At 65.3% G+C, this 25,727-nt stretch carries 30 protein-coding genes and 1 pseudogene; 20 read left to right on the top strand and 11 right to left on the bottom strand.

Annotated features, from left to right (window positions below; translation table 11 throughout):
- Window positions 1-27: 27 nt before the first annotated feature.
- The 3 genes and pseudogenes from G6N18_RS12215 to G6N18_RS12205 all read left to right on the top strand — a co-directional run bounded on the left by G6N18_RS12215 (window position 28) and on the right by G6N18_RS12205 (window position 1,448).
- Window positions 28-753, top strand: a complete 726-nt coding sequence (locus tag G6N18_RS12215) for a hypothetical protein (RefSeq protein WP_109749539.1) — start codon at window positions 28-30, stop codon at window positions 751-753.
- Window positions 754-784: 31 nt separating this feature from the next.
- Window positions 785-1,041 (top strand): annotated as a pseudogene (locus G6N18_RS12210) (type II toxin-antitoxin system Phd/YefM family antitoxin).
- Window positions 1,038-1,448, top strand: a complete 411-nt coding sequence (locus G6N18_RS12205) for a type II toxin-antitoxin system VapC family toxin (RefSeq protein WP_109749532.1) — start codon at window positions 1,038-1,040, stop codon at window positions 1,446-1,448. The pseudogene G6N18_RS12210 and the gene G6N18_RS12205 overlap by 4 nt, the downstream one beginning before the upstream one ends.
- 11 nt (window positions 1,449-1,459) lie before the next feature.
- Here the strand turns inward: G6N18_RS12205 and G6N18_RS12200 are convergent, their stop codons facing one another.
- From G6N18_RS12200 to G6N18_RS12190, 3 genes are all read right to left on the bottom strand, one after another.
- Entirely contained in the window at window positions 1,460-4,321 is a 2,862-nt protein-coding gene (locus tag G6N18_RS12200; RefSeq protein ID WP_083005241.1) for an MMPL/RND family transporter, read from the bottom strand.
- On the bottom strand, window positions 4,318-4,764 hold the full coding sequence (locus G6N18_RS12195) for an MmpS family transport accessory protein (RefSeq protein ID WP_109749533.1): 447 nt from the start codon (window positions 4,762-4,764) through the stop codon (window positions 4,318-4,320). Before G6N18_RS12195 ends, G6N18_RS12200 begins: the two co-directional genes overlap by 4 nt.
- Before the next feature lie 135 nt (window positions 4,765-4,899).
- Window positions 4,900-5,505, bottom strand: coding sequence for a TetR/AcrR family transcriptional regulator (locus G6N18_RS12190; RefSeq protein ID WP_109749534.1), 606 nt, complete (start codon window positions 5,503-5,505; stop codon window positions 4,900-4,902).
- Between the two features lie 64 nt (window positions 5,506-5,569).
- On the opposite strand from G6N18_RS12190, the gene G6N18_RS12185 reads away from it, so the two are divergent.
- Window positions 5,570-5,710, top strand: a complete 141-nt coding sequence (locus G6N18_RS12185; RefSeq protein ID WP_163689868.1) for a hypothetical protein — start codon at window positions 5,570-5,572, stop codon at window positions 5,708-5,710.
- Window positions 5,711-6,038: 328 nt separating this feature from the next.
- Here the strand turns inward: G6N18_RS12185 and G6N18_RS24550 are convergent, their stop codons facing one another.
- The gene (locus tag G6N18_RS24550) at window positions 6,039-6,242 is read right to left on the bottom strand and encodes a hypothetical protein (protein ID WP_234806223.1); all 204 of its coding nucleotides are present in this window, start codon (window positions 6,240-6,242) and stop codon (window positions 6,039-6,041) included.
- A gap of 63 nt (window positions 6,243-6,305) precedes the next feature.
- On the opposite strand from G6N18_RS24550, the gene G6N18_RS24545 reads away from it, so the two are divergent.
- From G6N18_RS24545 to G6N18_RS12170, 3 genes are all read left to right on the top strand, one after another.
- A complete protein-coding gene (locus tag G6N18_RS24545) occupies window positions 6,306-6,902 on the top strand; it encodes a hypothetical protein (protein ID WP_234806224.1) in 597 nt (198 codons plus the stop codon).
- 64 nt (window positions 6,903-6,966) lie between these two features.
- Window positions 6,967-7,197 (top strand): FitA-like ribbon-helix-helix domain-containing protein, encoded by a 231-nt coding sequence (locus tag G6N18_RS12175; protein ID WP_083005243.1) that lies wholly within the window; start codon window positions 6,967-6,969, stop codon window positions 7,195-7,197.
- Window positions 7,184-7,594, top strand: a complete 411-nt coding sequence (locus G6N18_RS12170; RefSeq protein ID WP_083005246.1) for a type II toxin-antitoxin system VapC family toxin — start codon at window positions 7,184-7,186, stop codon at window positions 7,592-7,594. The genes G6N18_RS12175 and G6N18_RS12170 overlap by 14 nt, the downstream gene beginning before the upstream one ends.
- 132 nt (window positions 7,595-7,726) lie before the next feature.
- On the opposite strand, the gene G6N18_RS12165 is transcribed toward G6N18_RS12170, so the two are convergent.
- From G6N18_RS12165 to G6N18_RS12155, 3 genes are all read right to left on the bottom strand, one after another.
- A complete protein-coding gene (locus G6N18_RS12165; RefSeq protein ID WP_083005250.1) occupies window positions 7,727-9,346 on the bottom strand; it encodes a peptide chain release factor 3 in 1,620 nt (539 codons plus the stop codon).
- An 86-nt stretch (window positions 9,347-9,432) separates the two neighbouring features.
- Window positions 9,433-9,621, bottom strand: coding sequence for a PIN domain-containing protein (locus tag G6N18_RS12160; protein ID WP_170309979.1), 189 nt, complete (start codon window positions 9,619-9,621; stop codon window positions 9,433-9,435).
- The gene (locus G6N18_RS12155) at window positions 9,614-9,868 is read right to left on the bottom strand and encodes a type II toxin-antitoxin system Phd/YefM family antitoxin (protein WP_083005255.1); all 255 of its coding nucleotides are present in this window, start codon (window positions 9,866-9,868) and stop codon (window positions 9,614-9,616) included. Before G6N18_RS12155 ends, G6N18_RS12160 begins: the two co-directional genes overlap by 8 nt.
- A 157-nt stretch (window positions 9,869-10,025) precedes the next feature.
- On the opposite strand from G6N18_RS12155, the gene G6N18_RS12150 reads away from it, so the two are divergent.
- From G6N18_RS12150 to G6N18_RS12140, 3 genes are all read left to right on the top strand, one after another.
- A complete protein-coding gene (locus tag G6N18_RS12150; RefSeq protein ID WP_083005259.1) occupies window positions 10,026-10,310 on the top strand; it encodes a type VII secretion target in 285 nt (94 codons plus the stop codon).
- 3 nt (window positions 10,311-10,313) lie between these two features.
- Window positions 10,314-11,684: a WXG100 family type VII secretion target gene (locus G6N18_RS12145; RefSeq protein ID WP_083005262.1), complete on the top strand. Its 1,371-nt coding sequence runs from the start codon at window positions 10,314-10,316 to the stop codon at window positions 11,682-11,684.
- 218 nt (window positions 11,685-11,902) lie between these two features.
- Window positions 11,903-12,454, top strand: coding sequence for a hypothetical protein (locus tag G6N18_RS12140; protein ID WP_234806226.1), 552 nt, complete (start codon window positions 11,903-11,905; stop codon window positions 12,452-12,454).
- A 30-nt stretch (window positions 12,455-12,484) separates the two neighbouring features.
- Here G6N18_RS12140 and G6N18_RS12135 read toward each other — a convergent pair whose 3' ends face one another.
- Window positions 12,485-13,504 (bottom strand): TIGR03617 family F420-dependent LLM class oxidoreductase, encoded by a 1,020-nt coding sequence (locus tag G6N18_RS12135; protein ID WP_083005268.1) that lies wholly within the window; start codon window positions 13,502-13,504, stop codon window positions 12,485-12,487.
- A 174-nt stretch (window positions 13,505-13,678) separates the two neighbouring features.
- Between G6N18_RS12135 and G6N18_RS12130 the strand changes: the two genes are divergently transcribed.
- Genes G6N18_RS12130 through G6N18_RS12115 form a run of 4 tightly spaced genes read left to right on the top strand, consistent with a single transcriptional unit; the run spans window position 13,679 to window position 17,874 of the window.
- Entirely contained in the window at window positions 13,679-16,075 is a 2,397-nt protein-coding gene (locus tag G6N18_RS12130; protein WP_083005271.1) for a nitric-oxide reductase large subunit, read from the top strand.
- Window positions 16,072-16,722, top strand: coding sequence for a hypothetical protein (locus G6N18_RS12125; protein WP_083005275.1), 651 nt, complete (start codon window positions 16,072-16,074; stop codon window positions 16,720-16,722). The genes G6N18_RS12130 and G6N18_RS12125 overlap by 4 nt, the downstream gene beginning before the upstream one ends.
- Entirely contained in the window at window positions 16,722-17,549 is an 828-nt protein-coding gene (locus tag G6N18_RS12120) for an SPFH domain-containing protein (RefSeq protein ID WP_083005278.1), read from the top strand. Before G6N18_RS12125 ends, G6N18_RS12120 begins: the two co-directional genes overlap by 1 nt.
- Window positions 17,542-17,874 carry a hypothetical protein gene (locus tag G6N18_RS12115; protein WP_083005281.1) on the top strand — a complete coding sequence of 111 codons (333 nt, stop codon included), beginning with the start codon at window positions 17,542-17,544 and terminating at the stop codon, window positions 17,872-17,874. The genes G6N18_RS12120 and G6N18_RS12115 overlap by 8 nt, the downstream gene beginning before the upstream one ends.
- A 15-nt stretch (window positions 17,875-17,889) precedes the next feature.
- On the opposite strand, the gene G6N18_RS12110 is transcribed toward G6N18_RS12115, so the two are convergent.
- Complete coding sequence (locus tag G6N18_RS12110; RefSeq protein WP_083005284.1) at window positions 17,890-19,110, bottom strand: oxygenase MpaB family protein; 1,221 nt, start codon at window positions 19,108-19,110, stop codon at window positions 17,890-17,892.
- Between the two features lie 69 nt (window positions 19,111-19,179).
- On the opposite strand from G6N18_RS12110, the gene G6N18_RS12105 reads away from it, so the two are divergent.
- From G6N18_RS12105 to G6N18_RS12090, 4 genes are all read left to right on the top strand, one after another.
- On the top strand, window positions 19,180-19,812 hold the full coding sequence (locus G6N18_RS12105; protein ID WP_083005288.1) for a TetR/AcrR family transcriptional regulator: 633 nt from the start codon (window positions 19,180-19,182) through the stop codon (window positions 19,810-19,812).
- Window positions 19,813-19,961: 149 nt separating this feature from the next.
- Window positions 19,962-20,951 (top strand): hypothetical protein, encoded by a 990-nt coding sequence (locus G6N18_RS24540; protein WP_170309981.1) that lies wholly within the window; start codon window positions 19,962-19,964, stop codon window positions 20,949-20,951.
- Window positions 20,952-20,988: 37 nt separating this feature from the next.
- A complete protein-coding gene (locus G6N18_RS12095) occupies window positions 20,989-21,234 on the top strand; it encodes a type II toxin-antitoxin system VapB family antitoxin (RefSeq protein ID WP_083005291.1) in 246 nt (81 codons plus the stop codon).
- A complete protein-coding gene (locus G6N18_RS12090; protein WP_083005295.1) occupies window positions 21,231-21,629 on the top strand; it encodes a type II toxin-antitoxin system VapC family toxin in 399 nt (132 codons plus the stop codon). Before G6N18_RS12095 ends, G6N18_RS12090 begins: the two co-directional genes overlap by 4 nt.
- Before the next feature lie 15 nt (window positions 21,630-21,644).
- Here the strand turns inward: G6N18_RS12090 and G6N18_RS12085 are convergent, their stop codons facing one another.
- Window positions 21,645-22,670: a DUF2293 domain-containing protein gene (locus tag G6N18_RS12085; protein ID WP_083005298.1), complete on the bottom strand. Its 1,026-nt coding sequence runs from the start codon at window positions 22,668-22,670 to the stop codon at window positions 21,645-21,647.
- 62 nt (window positions 22,671-22,732) lie between these two features.
- On the opposite strand from G6N18_RS12085, the gene G6N18_RS12080 reads away from it, so the two are divergent.
- Together G6N18_RS12080 and G6N18_RS12075 are read left to right on the top strand one after the other, a co-directional pair.
- On the top strand, window positions 22,733-22,939 hold the full coding sequence (locus tag G6N18_RS12080; RefSeq protein WP_083005371.1) for a CopG family transcriptional regulator: 207 nt from the start codon (window positions 22,733-22,735) through the stop codon (window positions 22,937-22,939).
- Window positions 22,936-23,310: a type II toxin-antitoxin system death-on-curing family toxin gene (locus tag G6N18_RS12075; RefSeq protein ID WP_083005302.1), complete on the top strand. Its 375-nt coding sequence runs from the start codon at window positions 22,936-22,938 to the stop codon at window positions 23,308-23,310. Before G6N18_RS12080 ends, G6N18_RS12075 begins: the two co-directional genes overlap by 4 nt.
- A gap of 12 nt (window positions 23,311-23,322) precedes the next feature.
- On the opposite strand, the gene G6N18_RS12070 is transcribed toward G6N18_RS12075, so the two are convergent.
- Window positions 23,323-25,668, bottom strand: a complete 2,346-nt coding sequence (locus tag G6N18_RS12070; protein WP_083005305.1) for an AAA family ATPase — start codon at window positions 25,666-25,668, stop codon at window positions 23,323-23,325.
- Window positions 25,669-25,727 lie beyond the last annotated feature (59 nt).

Here is a 25,727-nt window from a genome sequence, read left to right as displayed (position 1 = left end):
GCATCTCGTGTGCCGAAGGAGCCCGCCATGATTCGACCCCACAACGCGACCGCAACAGCGGTTATCGTGCTCGGCGACGACGAAACCATCCGCCGCTGCGAACAAATGACAGCCCGCGCCGCGCTGCGCTCGGCGAGCATCGTCGCAATGTTCGCGTTCGCGTCGGGCGCGCCCGCCTGCCACGACGACCTGGCCGAGGTCGAAGCGGTCGTCGCCGCGGTGGCCCGGGCGATCTCGGACCGGCTGCCGATATGGATGCCCGACGCACTGGCGGATCTGGGGCGCGAGCAGCACTACCGTCGACTGGGCTTGGTACTGCAACGGCACGGTCTCGACCTCTTGGTGGGCCACGATCTCTGGCCTGTCCCGGATGTCGGTGGCATGAACGAAATCGACCACGCGTTGCGCCGCGAGGTCCAGGCCGTCGACGCCCTCGATCGCGCGGCACTAGCCGCTGCCGGGGCGGAAAGCCTCGAGAGGATGGTTGAACAGGCCGCGAACGCCGCGCCGGTGATCCCAAGCGAAAACGATTGGCCGCCAAAGCTTCCCCAGTCAGGCATGGCGTGGGACCAGCGTCGGCAGCCCGTCTTGGGCTATGTGCGCTGGCTGGTAGAGGCTTGCGGGGTGACCCGCGCGGCGGCCGCACGGGTGCTGAACTCGTCGGGTCAATGCACCCCTGACGGGCGGGCATGGCAGTCGAGGAACGTGACCGCTTTGCTCGACGGCCGTTATGACCATGAAGTGGCCGCATGACCATGTGATACAGAAGCGCTACGCTCGTAGCATGTCTACGGTGGCGTCCCGCGAATTGCGAAACGACACAGCAGGCGTGCTTCGTCGAGTTCAAGCGGGCGAGGAGATCACGATCACGGTGAACGGGCGAGCCGTGGCGGTGATCGCCGCGGTCGAGCCGAGGCGTCGGCACAGGGTGTCGAAGGCCGAATTCCTCAAGCGGCTCGAGACCAGCAGGCGGATTCCGGCTTACGTGACGACCTCGCGGCGCTCGCCGGCGAATCGACCGACGAACTCGGCGAGTTGTGACGACCGATCGGCCCGCGCTCGGCATCCTCGACACATCCGTCTTCATCGCCAACGACCGTGGGCGCCAACTGGAGACGCCGCTGCTTCCGGACGAGCTCGCCACGACCGTGGTGACCCTCGCTGAACTGAACGCGGGTGTGCTCGCGGCGCGGACATCCGAGATCCGGGCGCGTCGCCTCCGCACGTTGGATGCCGTCGCTGATATGACCGCGCTACCGGTCGACGAAGAGGCCGCTCAACTCTGGGCGCTGCTACGCGTACACCTGGCCGAGGTGGGGCGACGGGTCCGAGTCAATGACCTATGGATCGCTGCCATTGCAGCTGCCAAGCACCTGCCGGTCGTGACGCAGGATGAGGACTTCGATGCCCTCGAGGGTGTCGCGGGCCTCGCGATAGTCCGCGTCTAGCCCTCTGCCGCCTAGAACAACGACATCTGTCGCGTGTTCCCGTCACCGAACTTCTGCGGCACCGGCCGCTGCCGCACCACCACCGGCCACCAGAACCACCGCCCGAGCAGCGCGGCGATCGACGGCGTCATGAACGACCGCACAATCAGGGTGTCGAACAGCAAGCCCAACGCGATCGTCGTGCCGACCTGGCCGAGCACCCGCAGATCGGCGAAGATGAACGACGCCATCGTGAAGGCGAACACCAGGCCCGCCGCCGTCACCACCGAGCCGCTGCCCGCCATCGACCGGATGATGCCCGTGTTGATGCCGGCGTGGATCTCCTCCTTGAACCGGGAGACCAGTAGCAGGTTGTAGTCCGACCCCACCGCTAGCAGCAGTGTCACCGCGATCAGCAGTACCACCCAATACAACTCGATGCCTAAGATGTGTTGCCACAACAAGACCGACAAGCCAAATGACGCGCCCAACGACAACGCCACGGTGCCCACGATCACGAGCGCGGCAACGAGGCTTCTCGTGATGAACATCATGATCAGCAGGATGAGCGCCATCGCTGCGATCCCCGCGATGATCAGGTCGTATTTCGCCATGTCGGCAATGTCCTTGAAGGTGGACGCCGTTCCGCCGATGTAGATCTTCGACCCCGCCAACGGCGTTCCCTTGACCGCCTCCATCGCCGAATGCCTGATCGCCTCGATATGCGAAATCCCTTCGGGCGTCGCCGGATCGACGTCATGCGTGATGATCATCCGCGCCGCCTTGCCGTCGGGCGACATGAACAGCTTCATCCCACGGACGAACTCCGGGTTGCTGAACGCCTCCGGCGGTAGGTAGAACGTATCGTCGGTGTCCGACGCGTCATACGCCGCACCCAACTCCGTCGAATTCTCCAGCGCCGCCGCGGTCTGATCGTAAAGACCAGACGTGGTGGCATGGTTCGTCATCGTCAGATCGCGGTTCGTCTCCTGCGATTCGATCTGCGGCGGGATCAGCGCAAGCAGCTTCGGCTGCAGCTCATCGAGTTTGGCGATGCTGCCCGACACGCTCGCCAACTGATCGGTCAGCTCGTTGATGCCGTCGAGCGCGTCGAACAGCGACCGCATCGCCCAGCAGATCGGAATGTTGTAACAGTGTGGCTCCCAATAGAAATAGTTACGCATCGGCCGGAAGAAGTCGTCGAACGTGGCGATCTTGTCGCGCAGATCCTGCGCCGTGGCGACCGTCTGCGCAAACGCCTCGCTCTGCTCGTGGGTGATCGCGCTGGACTGCTGCTGCAGCGCGTGCTGCTGGCGCAGGATGTTGATCGAGTCGTTGATGACGGCCACCTGCCGGAGCATGTCGTCGGCGCGGGCCTGCTGGAACGGCAGGTTGTTGATCTGCGCCGCGCTCTGCGCGCTGATCTGGAACGGGATCGACGTGTGGTCCAGCGGCGTGCCCAGCGGCCGCGTGATCGACTGCACCTGCGCGACGCCATCAGTATGAAATACCGCCTTGGCCACCCGTTCCAACAGGATCATGTCGGTGGGATTGCGCAGATCGTGGTCGCTTTCGATCATCAGCAGTTCGGGATTCAAACGCGCCCTTGTGAAGTGGCGCTCCGCGGCGTCGTAACCCATATTGGACGGGGCACTGGCCGGCATATAGCGGCTGTCGTCGTAACTGACCTTGTAGCCCATCAGCGACAGAAGTCCTACCAATGCGATCACCAGTGTGGCGACCATGATCGGCGCGGGCCACCGGACAATCGCCGTGCCGATCCGCCGCCATCCCCGCTTGGCGGTTTTGCGTTTGGGCTCCAGCAGACCGAACCGGCTGCCCACCACCAGCACCGCGGGTGCCAGCGTCAACGACGCGGCCAGCGCGACGAGAACACCGATCGCGGACGGGATTCCGAGGCTCTGGAAGTATGGAAGGCGGGTGAAGTGAAGGCAGGCCACGGCGCCGGCGATGGTCAAACCCGAGCCGATGATCACGTGCGCCGTTCCCCGGTACATGTCGTAGAAGGCGGCCTCGCGGTCCATGCCTTCGTTGCGTCGCTCGTGGTAGCGGCCGAGCAGGAAAATGACATAGTCGGTGCCGGCAGCGATGACCAACAGCGTCAAGATGTTGGTCGAATACGTCGACAGGCCAATGACTCCGGAGTTCGCAAGGAACGAGACGATGCCCCGTGCCGCGGCCATCTCGATCAGCACCGTGATGAGCGCGATGATCATCGTGACCGGTGAGCGGTAGACGATCAGCAGCATCACCGCGATCACCACGACGGTCAACACCGTGACCAACACGGTGCCTTCACTACCAACCTCGAACTGATCGGCGACCTGGGCGGCCGCGCCGGTGACGTAGGCCTGGATGCCCGGTGGTGCAGGAGTTTTGGCGATGATGTCACGCAGCGCGTCGACGGACTCCAACGACAGCGCCTCGCCCTGGTTGCCCATGAGAAACACCTGGACGTAGGCGGCCTTGCCGTCAGCGCTCTGCGATCCGGCGGCGGTGAGCGGATCACCCCAGAAGTCCTGCACGTGCTGGACGTGCCTGGTGTCCTCGTTGAACCGTTTGACCAGTTCGTCGTAATAGGCGTGAGCCTCGGCGCCGAGAGGCTGGTCACCTTCGAGCACCACCATCGCCGCGCTGTCGGTGTCGAACTCGTGAAACACCTCACCGATGCGCTGAAACGCTTGCAGCGACGGCGAATCGGGGGAGCTCAGCGCCACATTGTGTTCTTCGCCGACCTCTTCGAGCGGCGGCACGAACACGTTCGTCAGGGCGGCGACGGCGAGCCAGAACAACACGATCGGCACGCACAGCCGGCGAATCCACTTGGCGACCCGATCGGTCGACGTCGGGCGTTCGGCGACATGTTGGCTCATCCGGACTTGTCCAAGCAGTAGGTGTATGCGTTCAACGCGTTGACCGTTCTCTCGTCCTTGACGACGTCGTCGATCCTGATTCGGCAGCCGATGGAGTCGCTGTCGCCCTGTGCGGAGACATTGACGAAGACGGCCGGTTGAGTGGTGGTCGCGTCGTAGACCCAGGGGAGAGCCGCGTCGTCGACCCGCTGTGGTTGGGCGTCGATGTCGGTGTAGGTGATGGTCGCGACCGTGCCTGGGGGACCGAACACCTCCATGACGACGTGCTTCGGGTTGAACGGGACGATCTCGTTCGCGGAGTTATCCGGCGTCGACGTGACGTCGTCCGAGCCGAAGATCCCGTTCAGTCGGTAGACCGCGAAACCCGCCACGGCGACGACCAACACCGCCACCAGAAGCATCCAATGCCGCATCAATCGGCTTCCGATCGAAACCCGCTGCATCCGCGGCCCTTTCGACGAGCGGTCACACGTTGACGGACGGCGCGACACCCGTCAGCGGGTATCAACGAACTTGACGGTACGGTACGGGACCGTTTCCTGACAAGCCGTACGTGGTTTCGCTCGCTGGATAGACAGTCAGTCGTTGTGGCGGGTGAGGCTGGGGATGAGCACGTTGTCGACGAAGTCCTGAATCGTGCGGCGCGTTGGCGCCCGGCCGGTGAGGACGGAGCGGTAGATGAGATAGCCGGGCAGCACGTCCCAGAGGTCCTCGGTAATGGCCGAGGACTCGATCTCGCCGCGGTCGACGGCGCGGGCGAGGACGCGCGACATCAGGGCTTTGCGCTGGCTGAGGAACTGGGCGTGAAGCGTGGCGGCGAGCGTGTCGCTGCGCGAGATCTCCATAAGTACTGCGCGGATGGTGCTGGCATGGGTGCTGACGTGAGCGCTGATCTGCTGCCCGAGACGCAGCAGGTCGCCGCGCAGCGTGCCGGTGTCGGGGTCGACCGCGACATGTCGGGTGCCCTCGACGAATGCGGCCAGCACGAGTTCGGCCTTCGTCGGCCAGCGTCGGTAGAGGGTGGCCTTGCTGGCGCGCGCGGCCGTGGCCACCGCGTCGAGGCTCAGCCGGTCGTAACCGTGTTCCTGCAGGAGTTCCAGCGTCACGCCGAGCAGTTCAGCTTCCCGCGGCGACCACGGGGATTCCGCGTCGCCATCGGAACTCCGAATCACATGACCCTTCATCAACTTCCCACTCGGCTTCAGTCATCCTCGCGAAGCGCGTTACACAGCGTGTCACAGTCACTTGGTGGCTATCGGCCATATCGGAGAGCTCACTCGTTGCCGCTCGAATCCTGTTGCCGTCGCGGGCTGGCAGCGCGGCCACGAAGCGGGCACCATGGTGATGTGCCGCCGCGCTGATGAGGCGCTCGACGCGAAGCGGCTCTGAGCGGCACGGGCGTGGCATGTCACTCCACGTGAGTAGCGTCCGCGATATGAGTAACGGACGACGAGCGCGCTCGGCCAAACAGGCGCGACGTGACGAGCGGCGGGCGAAGAAGCGAAACGACAAAGGTTCGGCCGACTGGACACTCAGGGACGCGATACGTCGTTCCTTGGCGGGACACCCACTCGGCCTGCTCAGCATGGCCAGCGTGGTGATTCACGCGGCGAAACCCGAACCTCTGCTATCGCTGAGGCCCGGCCGGTGCGATACGAATTATGTGGATCGGGTTCTCGACGGCTTGATCGGTGTACGGAACCGGGAGATTACGGCGCTACTGGCCGTCGTCGCCGAACTGCTCGTCGACGACCCAGCACCACGGCTTCGATGCGAACAGGAGTTGGCTGAACGAGGCGAGCATCTGCCGCAATGGATCACCGCTCTGTCGCAGGCCAAGATCTACCGGGCGGTGCGGAGGATCAATGTCTTCGGCGATGTTGACGAACTCGTGGTCGGTGTGCGACTCGCTGGTGGACACGAGCTGACGATTGCGGTCCGGATCGACCACAACATGTTTTCGAGCATTACCGATGCAGGAGCTGTGCCTGATCCGATCGACGAGACGCTTGCGCAGTTGGCCGAATCCAGCAGCGATGTCCAGGTTCTCGAAATGAAGCTGGTCGACGCGCGCGTATGGATCGAGAACGCACTCGCCAAGCCAACATTCGCACCTCAGACCGACACTTGGCCGCTCTACCGAGCACTGGTGCGGTGGTTGGTCGAACTGCTACCGCAGGGCGGTGAGCACCGGCCACCGGCCATGGACTGGAAGGCCGCCGAAGAGCTGTGCGACCGGTTCTTCGCGACCGATTCCGCGGCGCCGTTCAGCGATTCCGGTCATCGGGAGTTGCTGCTGGACCTCGTCGAGACGGGGACGGGTGACCCGTTGCGGTGGAGCGCGGCGCGCGTCGAACACGCAATCGCCGGCGTGTCCTACATCGAGGACCACATTCCGTTGGAGGCGATGCTCGATGCACCCGACCTGTTACGCGCCTTCATCCCATACGCGCATGCGCAGAGTGGAATTCGAGATGAACTGACGTCAGGAACAATCGCCATGGTCGACGCGCTGAGGTCGAGCTACAAGCGGGAGGTGCTCAGGCAAGCCAAGTACTGGGATCTCGATGATGCGGTCTAGCGGTGGATACGTTTCGAGCGCTTCCGCACTTGCATTGTGGCGCCAGTGGCGCCAGAATGGCGCCATGCCCAGTGTGCAGATTAAAGATGTTCCCGACGACACCCATCGCGTGTTGCGGGAGCGCGCTGCGCGCGCACATCAGTCTCTGCAGGAATACCTTCGCAGCCGGCTGATCGCCGATGCGAATCAGCCGACGTTGGACGAGGTGTTCGACCGTGTAGAGACGCGGCGGGGAGGCAAGGTATCGTTCGCAGACGCTGTGGATCACCTCCGGGCAGAACGTGATCGTCGTTGACGCCAGCGTTCTGGCCGTCGCGCTCGGCGACGACGGGTCCGACGGAGAGCGCGCCCGGGTCCGCCTGACGGACGAGGTGTTGGCCGCGCCGGAAATCGTCGACCTCGAAACGGTGTCGGTGTGGCGCCGGCACGTCGCGGCGAAGCTGATGACAGCACGGCGCGCCACCCTTGCCGTTTCAGACCTCGAAAATCTGCCGCTACAGCGATCACCGCATCGGCCGCTGCTGGACCGAATCTGGGAATTGCGTCACGGTGTGAGTCCGTACGACGCCGCCTACGTCGCACTCGCCGAAGCTCTCGATGTCGTCTTGGTGACGGCCGATGCACGCTTGGCGCGCGCCCCAGGCATCAGATGCGACATCGAGGCGATCGCGGGGCCTAGTCCCGCGCGATGACATCGCTCACAAGCCTGCGTCGCGCAGAGGCGGTTCGGCGTGCCGCACCGTCCGGGCGACGCTGGCTAGCGCGTCGCGGCGCCGGCTCGGGCGACTGGTCTTTTGGGCACTAGCGCCGTCGACGTACTACCCCTACGCCGCGACCAACGACCCGAGCTTGACGTCCGGGTTGTCGCGTTGGAAGCCTTCCAGCCGCCAGGGGGTGGAGAACAGCACGAGCATGACTCCGTCGCTGCGGGTCAGCACTTCCGCCGACACCTGCTTGTCCATGAAGGCAGCGTCGGCGGGGTCGACGATCCGAGCGACCTGATACGGCAGCGACTCCAGCGAGATCGGGGTGCTGAACTCGGTGGCCATTCGGTGGACAGCCACCTCGAACTGCATCGGGCCGACCGCAGCGAGCACCGGTGCCTGGTCGCCGCGACGGTCTGAGCGCAGCACCTGCACGACGCCTTCCTGCTCGAGCTGCTCGATTCCGCGGCGAAACTGCTTGTGCTTACTGGGATCGGTTCCGCGCGCCACCGCGAAATGCTCGGGGGAGAAGCTCGGTATCGGCGGATACTGCACGGGCACATCGCGATACAGCGTGTCACCCGGGCGCAGTGCAGCAGCGTTGGCCAGCCCGATGACATCACCGGGCCATGCGGTGTCCAGCGTGGCGCGTTGCTGGCCGAACACCGATTGCGCGTACTTGGTGACAAACGGCTTGCCCGTGGCGGCGTGGGTGAGGACCTCGCCGCGTTCGAAGGTGCCCGAGACCACCCGCGCGTAGGCGATGCGGTCGCGGTGCGCGGAGTCCATGCCGGCCTGCACCTTGAAAACGAAGGCGCTGAAAGGCGATTCGGTGGGCCGCCGACCACCGTCGACGTCGAGCGCTCCGCTCGGCGGCGGCGCGAGTTCAACGAGCACATCGAGGAGCTGATTCACACCGAAGTTCAACGCCGCCGAGGTGAACAGGACCGGAGTCGCTTCGCCGCTGAGAAACTGCTCACCGTCGTAGTCGGAGCCATCAGCCGATAGCAGTTCGGACTCCTCGACAGCGTGCTCCCAGTCGTCGCCGGCAGCGCTGTGCGCGTCGGCCGCCGCGATGTGCTCTTCGGGAGCCGCGGTGGCCCCGCCGGCGGTGCGGGTGAACCGGATGAAGTTTCCCGTCCGGCGGTCGAGTACGCCCTTGAAGTCTCCGGCAATGCCCACCGGCCACGTCAAAGGAGTGGGGCGCAAGCCGATTCGCGCCTGGATCTCGTCCATCAGTTCCAGCGCGTGGCGACCGGGACGGTCCCACTTGTTGATCACCGTGATGATCGGGATCTGTCGGTGCTTGCACACCTGGAACAGCTTCAGTGTCTGCGGCTCAAGGCCTTTGGCGGCGTCGATGAGCATCACCGCGGAGTCGACGGCCGTCAGCACCCGGTAGGTGTCCTCGGAGAAGTCGGCGTGGCCGGGAGTGTCGAGCAGGTTGATGATGCAGGTGCGGTACGGGAACTGCAACGCCGTCGACGTGATCGAGATGCCCCGGGCCTTCTCCATGTCCATCCAGTCCGACACCGTCGCGCGTCGGCCCGCTTTGCCGTGCACTGCGCCGGCTTCGGTGATGGCCCGGGCGTGTAGCGCAAGCGCCTCGGTCAGCGTGGATTTGCCGGCGTCGGGGTGGCTGATGACGGCGAAGGTTCGGCGGCGGCCAGCTTCGGCGGAGATACGGCCAGGTGGCGAGGGATCGGCGCTCGGTGGAGCCGTAAGGGCAATGTCGGTCATGGCTCCAGCGATGGTATGGGCCGCAGATGCAAACCAGCTAATCGGCGTGAGACTCAGTTCACGGTGGCTGCCTGGTCCAGCAGCGTCTATAGGCCGATTTCATTCGGCGCGTGCCGCTCAGCGTCGACATTGGCAGGTTGCGCGATGCGATCTTCTGCCATGGTTAATGCGCTGATGGCGAGTTCCACGGGGAGTTGCTCGGCGTCGATGCGATCCAGATCGATGACGACCGAGGTGTCGATGAGCCCCCGCAGCGGCCCTGGAGCCTCAGCCACCAGGGGCGAATTGCTGGCCGGCGACCCCATCGAGATCTGCTCGGAACTGGTCGAGATCCACCCGCGGAGCGCCCCTGAACGCGGCGACGGCGGCTTCGGCGCTGATGAATGGACGCCGACGCAGCGGGGATAGCTCGCCGACCGGGATTCCGTTCCTGGTCACGACGAACGACTCGCCTTGGTCAAGCTGGCGCATGATGTCGCCGCTGTTATTGCGCAGTTCCCGCTGGGTGATCTGTTTGGCCATGCCTAAAGCGTCCCACGCGTGCTACGCGGTTCACCCCGGCCTGCAGCTGCGAAGAACGCGTCGTGGGCCCACCATCACTCATCGGTGAACTGGTGCGCACCTGGCTGTCCAGCGTGCTGGATAATGGGCGGGCCATCAATACGAGACAGGGGATTCTGTGCTTGTCGATCCGGAGATCCTGCGCGCGTTCGCAGGGCACGTCGACACCGTCAGCGGACGTATCACCGATGCCGCCGTGGGACCGACAACCACGTCGGCGGCAGACGGGTTGCCCGGCTCGACAACACAGTGGGCGGCGAGGTCGGTCGGAGAGCATTTCTCGCAGATTGCCGACAGGTTGGCGCAAAGCGTGGCGAAGATGGGTGAGGCCGTGCGCGGGGCGGGGGATACGTTCGAGGTGGCCGACGCGACATTGGCGTCCGACTTCGACGGGCTGTTCTGACCGATGTTGCCTTCACGCCCGACCCTGCGGGGTTGGTCTCCAGAGTCGTTGTCGGCCTCCGCCGCGGCGATCCAGACGCGAGCGCAGACTGTCGCCGATGCCGTGTCGGGCATCGACGCGGCGTGCGAGCGGATGCCGGAGACTCGGGCATGGTCGGGAAAATCCCACGAAGCCGCGAGTGCGATGTTCGGGCGAGCCGAGCGCGAGGCGTCCAAGTTCTCGGAGTACGCCAACGGGGTTGCGTCGGCGTTGAGGAGCGGCGCCGACTCGATTGGAAGCGCTCGCAGCACGCTCCTGGCCAAGGCCGACGAACTCGATGCGGGGCCATTGAACGTCAGTGATCAATGGGTGGTGCTCGTTGATCCGGTGTACATGTCCGAGGAGGAGATGGCCAAACTGCAATCGTTGGCGCTACAGGAACAGGCCACCGTCAACACCATGCTTATCGCTGTCGGTGATGCCGACAACGCGACCGCCGACGCTGTCGTGGCGGCGGGCAAAGACTTTGGCTTTGTCGAGCCGGGGCCCCCGAGCGAGCTGGGAGACATCCTGCTGCCGACGGCGCAGCGGCCCCCGAATGAGGTGCCTGACCCGCTGACGCCGGTCGGCGTGGTAGCGCAAGAGGCGATCCGCTCCGCCGATCAGCAGCAGAACGTCCGGGAAGTCATTGAATCCACGAACAAGTACGGCGAGGAGGTGACGACGGTGATCAAACAGGACGGCAGCAAGGCCGTCACCACCCGCATGGATCCTTTCGAGTGGCCGAGCAAGCAGAACTTCTACCAAATGGAGGAGTTCGACAAAGACGGTAACTTTGTGGCGCGGACCAGTTCGTGGCATGACATGGGGAACGACTGCGACTACACGTCAATCACGTACGCCGACGGCTCGAACATGACGATGTCGATGGACCCGACCGGCCACCGGACCGCTGGCTTCACTACGGCAGACGGTCGACACAGCGCGGTGCCCGTCGAGTTGATCGACAACATCTCCATGGGCACGGGGGCGGCGATGTCGGGACTTGAGAAGCACATTGCCCGTGGTGGCTCGTTACCGATGCTCACCGCGGAATCGGTGGACAACATTGGAAAGACGATGAAGTTCGGTGGCCCCGCCCTGGCGGCGGCGACGACGGTGTTCGACATGGTCATGGCCGATTCGGATAAGGAGCGGTGCATTGCGCTGGTAGCCGGTGCAGCCGGCGGGGGTGGCGGCTGGGCAATGGCGGAAGCCGGTGCGGCACTCGGTGCCTTCGGTGGTATCGCCGCGCCAGTCACTGTGCCAGTCGGGGCCTTTGCATTTGGACTCTTTGGCGCGTTCGGGGGTGCCAAAATGGGCAAGTTCATTGGCGAAGTCGTATGTCCATATTGAATCTGCCCGAACCCTCTAGTTGGGGTAAGACCGGCAAGCTTCCGATCTGGGTGAAGCTTTGCCTATTCGCTGCGATCTTGTACTTGATCGCCGAGGGAGTCCTCGCTGTTATCCGAGGTAGCTACCTGACCGCAGTTCTGTGGTTTGGAACTTTCGGCCCCCCGTTCGTGCTGATGTCCGCGTTGGCGTTTGCCGCTTGGCGGAAGGCGAAGACGCGAATGACCAGTGATGCCACGGGATTTACGGTGCGGCCCAACAGAAGAATCAGCGTGTTGTACTTCGCGACCTTGGCATTGATCGTGCCATTCGCATCTCTGTTTGCAATGTTATTGCCGCGAGGATTAATCGACCTCTCGATGTCCCGAGGGATGCAAATCTTTCTGCCGCCCGGTTTCGTTGTGCTTGCGGTGCTAGCGGCGAGTGGTTTGATTGCAGGGGTGCGGCGGGGCGGGATTGGATACCTCAAGTTCACGCCGGCGATGGTCGAAATCGCCGACGTCCTCAGGACCAGGGTGCTGGAGTGGGACGACATCGCCGACGTCAAGGATCATTCCGAGTCAAAGGACGGCAAGAGGGCCGGTAGGTCGGTGGTGCTGTGCCTGCGCGATGGCAGCGAGCAGGTGATCGGCGGACTGAACCTGTACGTACCGACCGGTGTGCCCCTCTACTGGTTAGTGCGCCACTACTGGAAACATCCCGAGGATCGGATGGAGTTGGTGGATGCCCGTGCGGCCGAACGGTTTCGTGAAGGGCGGTTCGCGCTCGACTGATGGCGGCCGCCGGCCATCCCGCGGCGTGAGTCAGTCGCGCTGACTAATGCGTTGCGCTACCTCGCCGTACCGCTCGAACCGCTCGGGATCGGCCAATGCGTTGTACAACACGATGCGCGACGCCACCCCGCCATACTTCTCGATGAGCGCGTTCGCCAACCCATCCCACGTCGACTCCGTCGCGAACGTCGCGATGTGCTCGTCGCTGATCTGCGCCGCCATGCCTTGGTAGTCGCCGGCCTTCTGCTTCTCTCTGATCCGCGCCGTCGTGCCCTCGAAGCCCGCCTCATCCCAGATGAACGCATAGTTCGGCGTGCTGCCGTAGAAGCTCATGCTGGCCCGCACCAACTCCCGCTCGCGATGCCGCTCCTCGGCGGTGTCGCCCACGATCGTCATTACCGGCACGATCACCGTGATGTCGTCTGGGGACCGTCCCGACTTCGCCGCTCCTTCAGCGACATTCGGCATCACATGGCGTGCGATGTATCCCGGTTCGCCGAGCGGATGCACATGGATCCCGTCGGCCACCTCGCCCGCCATCCGCAACATCCACGGATTCACCGCCGCCACATCGACTTTCGGGTCAGGTGCGTCGATCGGGCCCGCGCTCCACTGCGGCGTGATGAAGTCCAGGCTGTAGAAATCGCCATGGTGGTCCAGCTTGCCGGTGCGGAACGCGTGGAAGCATGCCTTCACCGCCCGCACGTAGTCCCGCAGCCGCGGACCCGGACGTTCGAATTCCACCCCGTACCGCCGCACCACGTGCGTTCGTACCTGTGTGCCCAAGCCCAGACGAAATCGACCGCCCGTCGCCTCCTGCAGTTCCCACGCCGTCGCCGCCGTCACGAAGGGACTGCGCGGGAACGCGACCGCCACGCCCGTCGACAACTCCAGCCCCGGCGCGGCCTGCGCGGCCACCGCCGCATTCAAGTAAGCGGTTCGTCCGGTCTCCGTGAACAGCAGTCCCGAGAAGCCGGCCGCCTGCGTTCGGCGGGCCAGAGCGCCGATCTCCTGAAGCGGCTGCGGAGTAGTCATCACGTCGACGTGCACGATGGAACCCTACGCTCGGCGCCCGTCGCCCTCCGCATCTGACGTGCACAACTTTGCAGCCTGCACTACGCGCTCCGGCACGGAGTTTGGAAACATCCCCCACTTTTCGCGGCGCGTTGGTTACGTTGGCGTCAGGACCTGCGAACGTGAATCCAACTCGCCGGGGGTGCGGCAATGACCGAGCAGTTCTTGAATCCCGTCCCGACCAAGGCCGAACTCGCCATCTCCAAGGGTTGGGTACAAGGCGTCGCTCTGGTCATGGTCTTCGGCTTCCTGATCATGGGGATGCTGGCCGCCAGGACTTACTCGGACTCGATGCCGCTGCCGCAGCGAGTGGTGGGCCCGGACGGCCAGACGCTCTACACCGAACAGCAGATCACCGCCGGACAGCAGATCTTCCTGCGCCGCGGGCTGCAGCAGTACGGCTCGGTGATGGGCCACGGCGGCTACCTCGGGCCGGACTACACGGCCGAGTACCTTCGGCTGTCCGCCGACCACGTCGGCCAGCAACTGCGCGACTCCGGAGCGCAGGATCCGACCGCCGCCGTCGTCGAGATGATGCGGACCAACCGCTACGACGACGCCACCGGCACCCTCCAGTTCACCGCCGAGCAAGTCAGCGCGTTCAATGAGATCCGCGCCTACTACGCCGACTTCTTCGGCACCGACTCGACAGAACACGGGCTGATCCCGCAGGTCATCACCGACCCACGGGAAATCGAGGATCTGACAGCGTTTTTCAGCTGGACGGCGTGGGCCAGTGCGGCCGAACGTAAGGGGCACGCCTACTCCTACACCAACAACTGGCCACCCGAACAGCGGGTCAACAACACCCCGACGGCCGACATCCTGGTCTGGTCGGCGATGTCGCTCATCGCGCTGCTGGCCGGACTCGGTGCGTTGTTCGCCCTCTACGGGCGGTGGAGCCGCAAGATCGGCTGGCACGCAACGGAAACGCCGTCGCTGGCCTTCCGTCAACCCGGCGAGGTGGCGATCACACCGTCGCAGAAAGCGACGGCCTGGTTCTTCCTCGTCGTCGCCGTGCTCTTCCTCGGCCAAGCGGTGCTGGGCGGCGCAATCGAGCACTACCGCGCCGAGCTGAGCAATTTCTTCGGGTTCGATCTGGCCCAGATCCTGCCGTTCAACCTCGCGCGAACCTGGCATGTGCAGCTGTCGCTGTTGTGGACTGCGGCATCGTTCCTCGCCGCAGGGATCTTCCTGGCGCCGATCATCTCCGGACGCGAACCGCGCCGACAGTCGTGGCTGACCTACGGGCTGCTCGGCGCGCTGTTCGTTGTCGTCGCCGGGACGCTGATCGGCACCGCGTTGAGCACCTTCGGCGTCGACTGGGCCAAGGGCTCGATCTTCTTCGACCAGCAGTGGGAGTACCTCGACCTGCCGAGGTTCTGGCAGTTTCTGCTCGTCGTCGGACTGTTCTTGTGGATGGCGATCATCTTCCGCTCGATCCGATCGCGGCTGAAGACCGAGAGCAAGCTGAACATGCCGTGGCTGTTCTTCTACGCCGGCCTGGCCATTCCCGCGTTCTACGCGGTGGGCATGCTCGCCGGCACGGAAACGCATCTCACCGTCGCCGAGTTCTGGCGGTTCTGGGTGGTGCACTTGTGGGTGGAAGACTTCCTCGAACTGTTCACCACGGTCATGGTCGCCTACATCTTCGTGATGCTCGGGGTGGTGCGACGCAAGATTGCCATCCAGCTGATCTTCCTCGACGTAATCCTCTACTCGGTGGGTGGCGTCATCGGGACGATGCACCACCTGTACTTCTCCGGCACACCGGTCGAGCACATGGCTCTGGGCGCGTTCTTCTCCGCACTGGAGGTGATCCCGCTGACCTTCCTCACTGTGGAGGCGTGGACCTTCCTGCAGCTGGGCTCCCGGCAAGAGTCCCGCAGCAGCGCCCCGTTCCCGCATCGCTGGGCGGTGATGTTCCTCGTCGCGGTCGGCTTCTGGAACTTCGTCGGCGCAGGGGTTTTCGGTTTCCTGATCAATCTGCCGATCGTGTCGTACTACCAGATCGGCACGGCGCTGACCGCGAACCACGCGCACGGCGCGATGATGGGCGTCTACGGGATGCTCGCCGTCGGGTTGGCGCTGTTCGCGCTGCGCTACATCATTCCGCCGCAACGCTGGCCGGAGAAACTGGCGAAGCTGTCCTTCTGGTCGCTCAACATCGGTCTGGCGTGGATGGTCTTCGCCACCCTGCTGCCGCTCGGTGTCCTGCAGCTGTGGCATTCGGTCAACGATGGATATTACGAAGCCCGAACACTGGGCTACATCACGAAATCGGGCAACGTCGTCCTGGAGTGGTTGCGAATGCCCGGGGACTTCCTGTTCATCCTCGGCGGCGTGCTGCCGTTCGTCTGGATCGCCTGGCTCGGGGTCCGCTACGGCATCAAGGCGACGACGCACACGCTTCCGGCCGAGACGCTGTTCGTCGAGGAGCACGCCGAGGCGGAGGAGGACCGGACCGGGCTGGCGGTACCGGGGCGCAGCCGCTATGCCTCTGATCGCCGGGCGGTCACCGACGATGAGATCGGTGACGGCCCATGATCGCCGGCATCGGGATCGCCAGCTGGCTGACGATCGGATACGCCGCAACGCTTGTCCTTGTCGCGTACGGCATCGACACGTTTGCCCGGCGAGCGGCGGCCAAGGTGGAGCAACACCGAACGGGTGCTTTCGTCTACCACGAGGACCACGATGCCTGGCGGTGCCCGCAGGATCAGTGGTTGTGGCCCACGTCTCTCGACCCCGACAACCGGGTCATGCGCTACCGCGGCTCCCCGTCAATCTGCAACGCCTGCCCGGTCAAACACACATGCACCACGTCACACGACGGCCGGGAGGTGAGCCGGGCGATCGACAGCTGGCCGGCGTCGGAGGCGGCACGCTTCCACCGTGGAATCGCATGTGCGGTAAGCGTCATCGCGGTGATCTTGCCGCTGGCGACGACCCTCACGGCCGACACCGCCCCCGAGGCGCTGCTGCTGTTGGGGTCCGCGGCATTGGCGGGGGTGGTGTCGTTGCCGCTGTGGTCGCACCTGCGCCGCACGCCGGCGGTGCCGGCGGGGGTGGTGTTCCAGTCCCTCGACGAGAATCTCGAGGAACGAAATCGCTTGGCGGACGCCGAGCTCCGTCGTCGTACCTCTTATGCGTCCGATCGCCGCACTAAAGCCGCGCCTCGGGAGGCCCGCTGATGGAGGCCTGGATGGTTGTCGTCGTTTTCTTTGGCATCGTGCTGGTGGCGCTGGCGATCGGGTCGCTGCGCATCGTCAAGGAGTACGAGCGCGGTGTGGCGTTTCGTCTCGGCCGCCTGCGTGGGCCCCTCGGGCCGGGCATCGTCGTCGTAGTGCCCGGCATCGACAAGCTCGTGCGGGTGGACTTGCGCACTGTGACGCTGACGATTCCGCCGCAGGAGGTCATCACCCGCGACAACGTGACCGCCCGCGTCAACGCAGTCGTCTTGTTCCGGGTCACCGAGCCCACGAAATCGGTGATGGCCGTGGAGAACTTCGCGATCGCGACGTCTCAGATCTCCCAGACCACGCTGCGTTCGGTCGTCGGGCGTGCCGACCTCGACACACTGCTGGCGCACCGCGCCGACCTCAACGAGGATCTTGCCGCGTCCATCGCGAAACAGACTGAGCCGTGGGGGATCAGGGTTGAAGTCGTCGAGATCAAGGATGTCGAGATCCCCGAGATGATGCAGCGGGCGATGGCTCGCGAGGCCGAAGCGGAGCGGGAGCGGCGCGCGAAGGTGATCAGCGCGCACGGCGAACTGCAGGCGTCAGCGGAACTGCGCGACGCCGCGATCACGCTGAGCGAGAGCCCGGCCTCGTTGCAGCTGCGCTACCTGCAAACGCTGCTCGAGCTGGGCGCCGACCAGAATTCCACGGTCGTCTTCCCGATTCCGATGGACATCGTGCGCCCGTTCCTCGAGGGCGGCCGGCAGAACCCGGCAGTCGACGTAAGCGACCCTGGTGACGCGGTTCCCCACATCAGGAGGGTGAAATCCGATGAGTAGCACTGAACCTGACCGGGCCACCGTCGATGAACCCGGCGGCCCCGCCGAGCCCGGACGCCCCGTCGTGCTCGAATCGAACCCGCCGGGTTTGTGGCGGGCGCTCCTAGGGCTGGCGGTTGGCGTGCTGGCGCCGCTGTTCGGCTTCCTTGTCGGCAGCATCTTCGGCGCCGGCGCGACGGGCGACTCGGTCGATCCGATGTTCCTGTCGCTGTTCGCCGGCATCGTCATCGGCGGCATCGGTCTGCTGGTGGCACTCTCCGGTGGCGCCCGATTATGGAGACATTTTCATCGTCAGGACGCCGTCGAATCCGAGGACTCACGCTAAGCGGGACGACATGTCTTACGCGACCCGGCTGACGTGTGCCGCCGACTCGCCGATCGTCGCCTCGTCCTCGCCGATTATCGTGCGCAGCCAGGCTTTCTGCTCACGGTCGCCGCGTACCGCCGCACGCTCGATTCCGTCGGGACGAATGAACACCGCTGCGCTGCGCAGCAGATTCACCGGCGTCCGCACCACCGGGTACCACGGCACGACCCACGGCGACAGCCCCAGTGCCCGCATCGCGCGGGGCCCGAGGAATCCGCTTGTCACCGACAGATGCTGAGACCGCGCGATGCGCCGCCGCAGTCCAGACATGCTGCGGTACTGCCACAACATCGGATCATCGGCCATCGGCATCGCCAACTGCTTCGTCGACTCGTCGGGCTCCGACAGCGCCGACACCGTGTGGTAGAGCACCCGGACACTGTCGCGGAAGTCGCGTGGCAGCCACTCGTCGTCCACCCCGATCAGCCAACCGACATATCGGGTCAGATGCGCGATCGCCTCATACTCCTTGGGCGGCAACACCAATCCCATCCCCAACGCGCCCACCGGGGGAGCGATCAGCGCACCGACCAACGTCGCCGCCATATCGGTCTGGTTGACCGGAACACCCCATTCGTCGCCCCGCCAGTCCGGCATCGCGGCCACATGCCGACGCACGAACGCGTGGATCAGCCGCACCCGGATGGTCGACCGGTAGCCGATACCCAATGGCGCCATGCCGTTTTCGGAGATGATGTCCAACGCCCACTGCATCGTCTCGGCGAACCGCTTGTTCGAGCCCTTCTCCAGCGCACCCGTCCTGATCAACGTCTTGTTGAACCCCGAGAACTGGTAGCCGCCGAGCAGCGACACGTCACGCGCGACGTACATACCGTCGGCGCCGCCTGCGCGCAATGCGCGCTGGCCTCGTCGCACGAGCTCCCAGTCGACCCACTCCGGGACCGTCTCGACTTCAGCGAAGAAGGCGCGCAACGGTTCTGGCGCCTCAGGCACGCTGGCGATGCCCGACGTGAGCGCACGATCGAACAGTGGCCGCGTCTGCTCCATGCCCGTCGACGACATCCACTCGACCAGGCGGTCCATCGGCTCGTCGCCGATGTTGAGGTTCGTGCCGAGCTTGGCCCACCGCTCGCCAGATGGCGCTTCGACGCCCAGCATTGTCGCGAACAACCGCACAGCCGCCGGGACCGGACCGGGATTCGACGGATGGCGGGCCGGAACGGGTTGACTCATGAGACTCTCCCTCGAGCACTTCTGATAACAACCGTAGTCCAAAGCTAACGCGCAGGTAGGCTCATGTCAATGAAGCGCGCAGAGGTGATGCGTGACTACGGCGGCGTGAGCGCGGACGACCGTCGTACCGAACGCCGCCAGAAGCTGCTCGCCGCCGCGCGCCGGATCTGGGGGACGTCCGGCGTCACCGAAGTGACCGTGCGCGGAGTCTGCAGCGCCGCGGGCCTGACCACGCGTTACTTCTACGAGCAGTTCCCGAACCGCGAGGCAATCGTGTTCGCCGCCGCCGACGAGGTCCGCGACGAGCTGCTCGACGCCCTGGTCAACGCCGGCGTCGGCGACCCCGGCACGCTCACCGACAAGCTGACCTCTGCGCTGACGGCATTCCTCGAGATCATCGCCGCCGACCCGCACATCCACCGCATCGCCACCGGCGACGTCAGCACCGTCCCAGGCCTGGCCGAGCATCGCGCCGGCATCCTCGATCACATCGCCGCGCTGATCATCGAACTCGCCCCCGAAGTTCTCGGCACCGAGACGCCGGATCCCGACGTGCTGCGCCGCAGCGCGCTGTTCATGGTCGGCGGGGCCAACTACCTCATCGAAACCTGGCTCAGAGACCCGAAGGAGACGCCAGCCGAACTCGCGGCGATCGTCGCCGATCTATGCGTCGCGGAGGTCAAAGGCCTAGGCACCGCATAGCGGGTCGGCGATCTCGCCGCAACGCCCGCCTCCTTCCGCAGTTATCCACAGGCAGTCCCGTTCCCCGCCTCAACATGTCGGACAGTCAAACAACACTCGGGGTAATCGACGCGCGAGCCGTCGCCGCGTCATCGGAGAACGGGGGAGACATGGGCAACAGGGCCAACTTCGTCATCGTCAGGGACCAGGACTGGCAGCTCTATTACTCGCACTGGGGAGGCTGCCGCATGCTCGACGCGCTGATCGGCGGGCCGGAACTGGCGCTGCGATACGCAAACTCGCTGCGGCGATGCCAGAAGTACGATTGGTGCCCTCCGACGTGGGCCGACGGTGGCGCGGTGGTGGATCTCGACCGCCGCCGACTCCTGTTCTTCGGCGAGCCGCTGATGGTGGAGATGAACGAGCGTCGCGCCCTCATGGGTGTGCTCGCCATGCTGTGGCCCGGCTTCGAGATCGGCTGGGCATACGACGGAACCGAAGAACTAGCCAGGTATGTGGGAGCTCGATTGCGGCCCGACGAGTGGGACAGGCAGCCGACTCTGAAGCTGGCTCGTGGCCGAAACCACCTGTGCCACCTGGTCTCTGTGGTCGACGCCGAAGGGCAGCTCCGGTTCTGGCCGTTGTGGTGGCATCTCAGCAAGGCGTGGCATGGACCGGCACTGTTGGGCAAACTGCCCGGCCCCGGCATCCGCAGAATTAAACTCGGCAAGATCCCCGAAGGGGGCGCTCACATCGACGTGCGCCGAAAGACGGTGAGCGCCTGGCAGACTGCCGACACGATGGGTTTCTTTCACGCGCTGCCCGAGCTGTGGCCGGGGTGGGAGAGCGAGGTCTGGGAAGACCGCTACGAGGAACACGTCACACGGTGCGACGGCGCTCTGCGCGTTCCTGAGCTGGACGTGGTCGCGGGCATCGACAGCGCGGAAGCATGGATTCGCGAGCGCGTGTTCGAGAGCTTCGAAGACAGTCCGGCCGGGCACATCGCCAAGCTTGCCGGAATGCTGACCCCCGTTGCGCCCGGCTTCGAAGTCAGTCCCGATGCGCTCGGCGACACCGGGGTGCGTCCAACCCAGGCCGAGTGGTCACGCTTCGTCAGCGTCTGCGACGTGGTCCGAGGAGCGCATGCTGAGTCCGCGTAGTCGTCGGTGGTACCATCAAGCGGGTAGAAAGGTACCAATGGCCCTCAACATCAAAGACGCCGCGGTCCACGAGGCGGTCAAGCGGATCACGGCTATCACTGGAGAATCGCAGGCGCAAGCAGTCGCGTCCGCCGTCCGCGAGCGGCTGGCCAGATTGGAAAAAGACGAACTTGCCAACCGGCTTCTGGCCATCGGCCGCAGGAGCGCCACCCGGATGAGTGCCAAAGTCAAGAGTGTCGATCACGGTGCCCTCCTCTACGACGACCGTGGGCTGCCGAGATGATCGTCGATACATCGGCCGTCATCGCGGTCCTGACTGCCGAGGCCGATGCGGCGACGTACGCACACGCCATCGCCGACGCCAGCGTGCGAAGGCTCTCGGCGGCAAGCTATCTCGAGTGCGGGATCGTGCTGGACAACCAGCGAGACCCGGTCATCAGCAGAAGCCTCGACGAGCTGCTTGCCGAGGCCCAGTTCAGTATCGAGCCCGTCACCGAGCACCAAGCCCGGCTGGCTCGTCAGGCCTACTCGGACTTTGGCAGGGGCAGCGGTCACCCCGCGGCACTGAACTTCGGCGATTGCCTGTCTTACGCGCTGGCGCTCGACACGCGCGAGCCGCTGCTGTGGAAGGGCGACGACTTCGGGCATACGGGTATCGCGTCCGCGCTCGATCGGTAGAGCGTCAGCTTTTCGCTACGTGTCGAGCAGCGCGACACCGTCGCGCCAGGCGTTGAGGACGTCCTCGACGCGGTCGTACACCTGCGCCCTAGCGGTGTCGCGTTCGACGCCCGACATGAGCAGATCGTCGTAGTCGGTGTCGAGATGGCGCACCGAAGCGGCGACCGCGAGGCGTACCGCGTCGGGATCCAACGCTCGCGCAGCCGCGCTTCGTCCGACGCGGCCACTGCCGCGAGCGGCTGCGTGCAATGCGATCGCCTCCGCTCGATCGGGCGGACAACCGGGAAACTGTTCACGGATCGCGGCGGCGAACCCGCCCTGGAAGCGAACGTCGTCCTCAGCTCGGCGGATTCTGTCGCGATCCCTGCGCCGGTCCCGCAGCTCGGCGTCCGACAGGCACTCGCGCGCCGCCTGCTCGATCGCCGCGGGTTCGGCCAGAATCCCTTGTCGCTCATAGCGATGGCGGCGTCTGCTCCAGCGAACCACGACGGCGGAAAGCCTGCTGGCTTTCTTGGCGCGACGGGTCAGGGCGGCGTCGCCGGCGGGCAGGAACTCGAGGTGGCCGAGGTCGGCGCAGTCGAGACACAACGTGCCGGTCCGGCCCTTGAGCAGGAAGTCACCCTCCTCGCCGCACGACGAACACTCCCACGAGTTGTGCGGCGAGATCACGACGATCTCCCGTGGGCGGCGTGGCTGCGCGCATGAATCGACATAAGCCGCCGATGCCCAGTATGTGCGGTAGGCGCGTTCGACCTCCGGATCACCGTCGGTGGTGAACACGAGGTCGCCGTAATCGCCGTCACGTTGCTCGAGGCCCCGCTCTTGGGCCCAATCGTGCAACGCTGCTGCAGCTTCGGCGACTTTGGCGGCGTCAACCTGTACGCACCGGTCGAGCGAGGGGACGCGGCCCCGCTCCCACCTCTCGACGTTGGGTTGTGCAAGCCAGCCCACGCCCACGAGGACGTCGACCGGGCGGACCGCCCCCTGTTCGGCCAGCACCGCCTCAGCGACCCGCGCGACTCGCGTCTTGACGTTCGCCATGCGTCGACGCTACGTCGGGTATGCGACATTTCGCTGTGGTATCAGACTGGTATCATGCTGGCGTGGGTATGACACTGCGAACCAGCGATACGCAGACCGAAGCACTGCGCCGGCAGGCTGCTGCCGAGGGGCGTTCCATGCAAGCTGTGGCATTGTCGGCCATCGATGAGTATATCGAGCGTCGTGCTCACCAGAACGAAGTAAAAGCAGTGTTGGACAGGGTCATTGAGCGTGAACAGGGTGTGCTGCGGCGGCTAGCCGACACGTGACCGTTTACCTGGACCTCGACGACTTGCTGCTCGTGGCAGCGCGCGCCGTCGCGGATGACTGCGTGGTCAGGGATTACGGCCTCTTGGGCGCGGCGGTGGCGCGGCCCAAGACAACAGTGGCCGGAAGCGTGGCCTATCCCGACATCTACACCAAGGCAGGCGCTCTGCTGCATTCGCTCTGCCGCAACCGCGCCCTCCTAGACGGCAACCAACGGTTGGCATGGATAGCGTGTCAGGTGTTCCTCGGCCTCAACGGCGAATGGGTGACGGCGAGCGAGGATGACCGGTTCAACTTGATGGTCGCCGTGGCATCCGGAGTGATCGACGACGTCGACGAGATTGCCGCACAGTTGCGAACCTGGTGCGGCTGAACACTACCGACGTCAGCGACCCGACAGCCAGGCGAAGAATTCCTCGGCGGTGAACACCGGCTTTCCGTACTCCTGCGCCTTGCGTGCCTTGCCCGACTGGGTACCGGCCTCGGCGGTCACCAGCACCTCGCACCGCGTCTTGGTCACCGAGCGCACCGGCGCCAAGCCCGCAGACGCGGCCAGCCGCTCCATCTCCTCGCGCTCCACGACACGGCCTGACTGATCCAAAGCCGTTCCGGTGAAACAGATCCGAGCACCTGGCACCAAGGCAGATCCGATGTCGTGACGCGCGACGGTGACTGCTCCGCTCACCACGTCGACGCCTAATAGCGTCGACGCCTCGTGCAGGCGCGCCACTACCTCGTCCGGTAGCAGTGCCCGCGATGCCGCCGCGCGCAGTTGATCGGCCACCGACTGCCGGGCGGCCGCGTCCCACGACGACTCACCATCGGTCACCTCGTCGGCCGACGCTCCGCCCAGCACCACCGCGCCGACTCCGCGGCTGATCCGCAGCACCGCCGACAACGCCGGCAGATGATCGGCCGCCGGTGTGGGAACGGCGTGGTCGCGGCTGAGGAGCAATCCCGAAACCGATTCCGCCGGTTCAGGTTCCTCGAACGCCGACGAGCCTTCTTCGATCTCCGCCGACGACAATGCCGTCAGCGCTGACTGCGCCCGCTCCAGCGCCGTGCGCCCCGCCACCCGGGCCCGGCGCAGTTCGACGCCCAGCGGCATCACCGCCACATGACCGAGCCGCTTGAGCTCGAAGTCGATCAGGCCGAGCGCCTCGTCCACCGACACACCGACCGGCGTGCAGCCCGCCAGCATGGGCGCGATCACCGCCCACGCCTCCCGCAAGGTCGGCGCCAGCAGCACATCAGATACGGTGATGCCGTACGCATTCCGTGCATCGGCGAGATCCCGCTGCGGGTTGATCAGTGTGGATACCGCGGTGCCGTCGTCGAACGCTACTGCCAGCTCCACCGGTCGGGGACGCGACATCCGCCCTTCCTCACCGACGGTGAGCATGCCGATCGCGCAGTACTTGCGCGCAGCCGAGCCGCCGGCCGAGGTACGCAGAAAGCGGGCGATCCGCCGGTCGGTCTTCAGATCCTTCGGCAGCACCGGACGTTTCAGCACCAGCCCGCCCAGCGATGTGCAGCGGCTCAATGCGACGTACAGCTGGCCCGTCGAAAACATTCCACCGGTGAGGTCGACGACCACCCGCTCCAGCGTCTGGCCCTGGCTCTTGTGGATGGTGATGGCCCACGCGAGCTTGAACGGTAACTGCGTGAACGTCCCGATCACCTCGCGACGCAGTGACCCGCCGTCGACCACCGGGCGGGTCGCCTCCCACGTGAACGGTGTGACGTCCGCGCATGATCCGTCGGCGAACTCGACCTCGACGACGACGCCGTAACGGTCGTAGCCCACGCCGGCCACGCGCCCGATCGAGCCGTTGACCCACCGGTCGCCCTGGTCGTTGTTGAGCATCATCACCTGAGCGCCGACCTTGAACCGCAGCTGGTCCTCGATCGGTTTGTCGAACAAGGTCAGATCGCCAGACTCCTTGGCGCGGTGCAGCATCTCGTCGCCCGGCAGCCGCTGGAGTTGTTGGCGGTTGCGCGCGGTCACCAGCCGGTTGGTCGGCGCAAGCGTCAACCAGAACTCGTCGTCGGGCGGAACGAAATCCTTGTCGGCGCGGGCGTTGAGCTGATCCTGCGCGTGGCCGAGCAGTATGCCCTCGCGAATCTCGTTGAGAATGGCGGTCATCCGGTCGTCGCCGAGCTGGCGGAACACCGTGGTCAGCGAAACGGTGGGGAAGTCCCCGCGATCGAACGTGCGGGCGGAGAAGAAGTACGGCGTCTCGTAGACCGTCGAGAAGTAGCCTTCTTCACCGTCACCCACCACCGGCGGCAACTGGTACAGGTCGCCCACCAACACGATCTGCACTCCGCCGAACGGTGTTCCTGGCTCCGGACCGAACCGCTCCAGCGCGGTCGCCACCATGTCGAAGACGTCGGCGCGAACCATCGAGGCCTCGTCGATGATCAACGTCTGCAGCGACGCCAGCGTCTTGGCGAATCGGCCAGGCCGGTACTGCCCACCGGTGACGTCGGACAGCGTCGTCGTGGTGCGGAACCCGAACAGCCGGTGGATGGTGTACCCGTCGACGTTGAGCGCGGCGATCCCGGTGGGCGCGGCCACCACCACATTGCGGTCGGTGCCCGCCATGAAGTGCCGGATCAGCGTCGACTTGCCGGTGCCGGCCTTGCCCGTGAGAAACAGATGCCTGCCGCCGGCAAGCAGCGCCAACGCCTCGCGAAACTCGTCGGTGAGGATCAGATCCCCGCTCACGGGCTGCACAGTACCCGCCGCCGATGGGCGCGCTCGACGCCAAACCTTGTGCAGCGCAG

Origin of the sequence: Mycolicibacterium celeriflavum, assembly GCF_010731795.1 — a bacterium.
Lineage (GTDB): Bacteria > Actinomycetota > Actinomycetes > Mycobacteriales > Mycobacteriaceae > Mycobacterium > Mycobacterium celeriflavum.
Note: the sequence above shows the minus strand (reverse complement) of the source record. Positions and strands in the feature narration are given on the sequence as shown.

Coding starts and splice junctions, on each gene's coding strand:
- G6N18_RS12215 (WP_109749539.1), top strand. CDS start 28: ATGATTCGACCCCACAACGCGACCGCAACAGCGGTTATCGTGCTCGGC.
- G6N18_RS12200 (WP_083005241.1), bottom strand. CDS start 4,321: ATGAGCCAACATGTCGCCGAACGCCCGACGTCGACCGATCGGGTCGCC.
- G6N18_RS12195 (WP_109749533.1), bottom strand. CDS start 4,764: ATGCAGCGGGTTTCGATCGGAAGCCGATTGATGCGGCATTGGATGCTT.
- G6N18_RS12190 (WP_109749534.1), bottom strand. CDS start 5,505: ATGAAGGGTCATGTGATTCGGAGTTCCGATGGCGACGCGGAATCCCCG.
- G6N18_RS12175 (WP_083005243.1), top strand. CDS start 6,967: ATGCCCAGTGTGCAGATTAAAGATGTTCCCGACGACACCCATCGCGTG.
- G6N18_RS12165 (WP_083005250.1), bottom strand. CDS start 9,346: ATGACCGACATTGCCCTTACGGCTCCACCGAGCGCCGATCCCTCGCCA.
- G6N18_RS12155 (WP_083005255.1), bottom strand. CDS start 9,868: ATGGCCAAACAGATCACCCAGCGGGAACTGCGCAATAACAGCGGCGAC.
- G6N18_RS12145 (WP_083005262.1), top strand. CDS start 10,314: ATGTTGCCTTCACGCCCGACCCTGCGGGGTTGGTCTCCAGAGTCGTTG.
- G6N18_RS12140 (WP_234806226.1), top strand. CDS start 11,903: ATGACCAGTGATGCCACGGGATTTACGGTGCGGCCCAACAGAAGAATC.
- G6N18_RS12130 (WP_083005271.1), top strand. CDS start 13,679: ATGACCGAGCAGTTCTTGAATCCCGTCCCGACCAAGGCCGAACTCGCC.
- G6N18_RS12125 (WP_083005275.1), top strand. CDS start 16,072: ATGATCGCCGGCATCGGGATCGCCAGCTGGCTGACGATCGGATACGCC.
- G6N18_RS12120 (WP_083005278.1), top strand. CDS start 16,722: ATGGAGGCCTGGATGGTTGTCGTCGTTTTCTTTGGCATCGTGCTGGTG.
- G6N18_RS12115 (WP_083005281.1), top strand. CDS start 17,542: ATGAGTAGCACTGAACCTGACCGGGCCACCGTCGATGAACCCGGCGGC.
- G6N18_RS12110 (WP_083005284.1), bottom strand. CDS start 19,110: ATGAGTCAACCCGTTCCGGCCCGCCATCCGTCGAATCCCGGTCCGGTC.
- G6N18_RS12105 (WP_083005288.1), top strand. CDS start 19,180: ATGAAGCGCGCAGAGGTGATGCGTGACTACGGCGGCGTGAGCGCGGAC.
- G6N18_RS24540 (WP_170309981.1), top strand. CDS start 19,962: ATGGGCAACAGGGCCAACTTCGTCATCGTCAGGGACCAGGACTGGCAG.
- G6N18_RS12095 (WP_083005291.1), top strand. CDS start 20,989: ATGGCCCTCAACATCAAAGACGCCGCGGTCCACGAGGCGGTCAAGCGG.
- G6N18_RS12090 (WP_083005295.1), top strand. CDS start 21,231: ATGATCGTCGATACATCGGCCGTCATCGCGGTCCTGACTGCCGAGGCC.
- G6N18_RS12085 (WP_083005298.1), bottom strand. CDS start 22,670: ATGGCGAACGTCAAGACGCGAGTCGCGCGGGTCGCTGAGGCGGTGCTG.